This is a genomic window from Salmonella sp. SAL4457, assembly GCF_046548235.1.
Lineage (GTDB): Bacteria > Pseudomonadota > Gammaproteobacteria > Enterobacterales > Enterobacteriaceae > Salmonella > Salmonella enterica.
In genome coordinates this window covers 1-230 of sequence record NZ_JBGDZO010001489.1, presented here as the reverse complement: position 1 = coordinate 230, position 230 = coordinate 1, and the positions used below count along the sequence as shown (strand labels likewise).

Sequence of the window (230 nt, the reverse complement as noted above, 5' to 3'; positions counted from 1 at the left end):
CCACTACGCCGTGGATCATCACCAGTACCGGCTTGTCGCGGCTGCCTTCGTCGCGGTAGTGCAGCGGGAAACCGTCCAGCTCGATGAAGCGCGAGCCGCTGGACGGTGCGGCGTAGCGTTCGCGCAACGACTCCAGCGAGAGAGAGCCGAAGCCCAGGCGGGCGAATCCGACCGCCAGCGGCGGTTGCAGCAGATAGGGTGTCGCGGACATGGACGCACGTCTCCCGTCT

1 protein-coding gene is annotated in these 230 nt (G+C 67.0%); it reads right to left on the bottom strand.

Features of this window, described 5'->3' with window-relative positions; all coding sequences use genetic code 11:
• The coding region (locus ACLJNW_RS29155) for an alpha/beta fold hydrolase (protein WP_410962161.1) at positions 1–211 on the bottom strand (211 nt) is incomplete at its 3' end.
• Between the last annotated feature and the right edge of the window lie 19 nt (positions 212–230).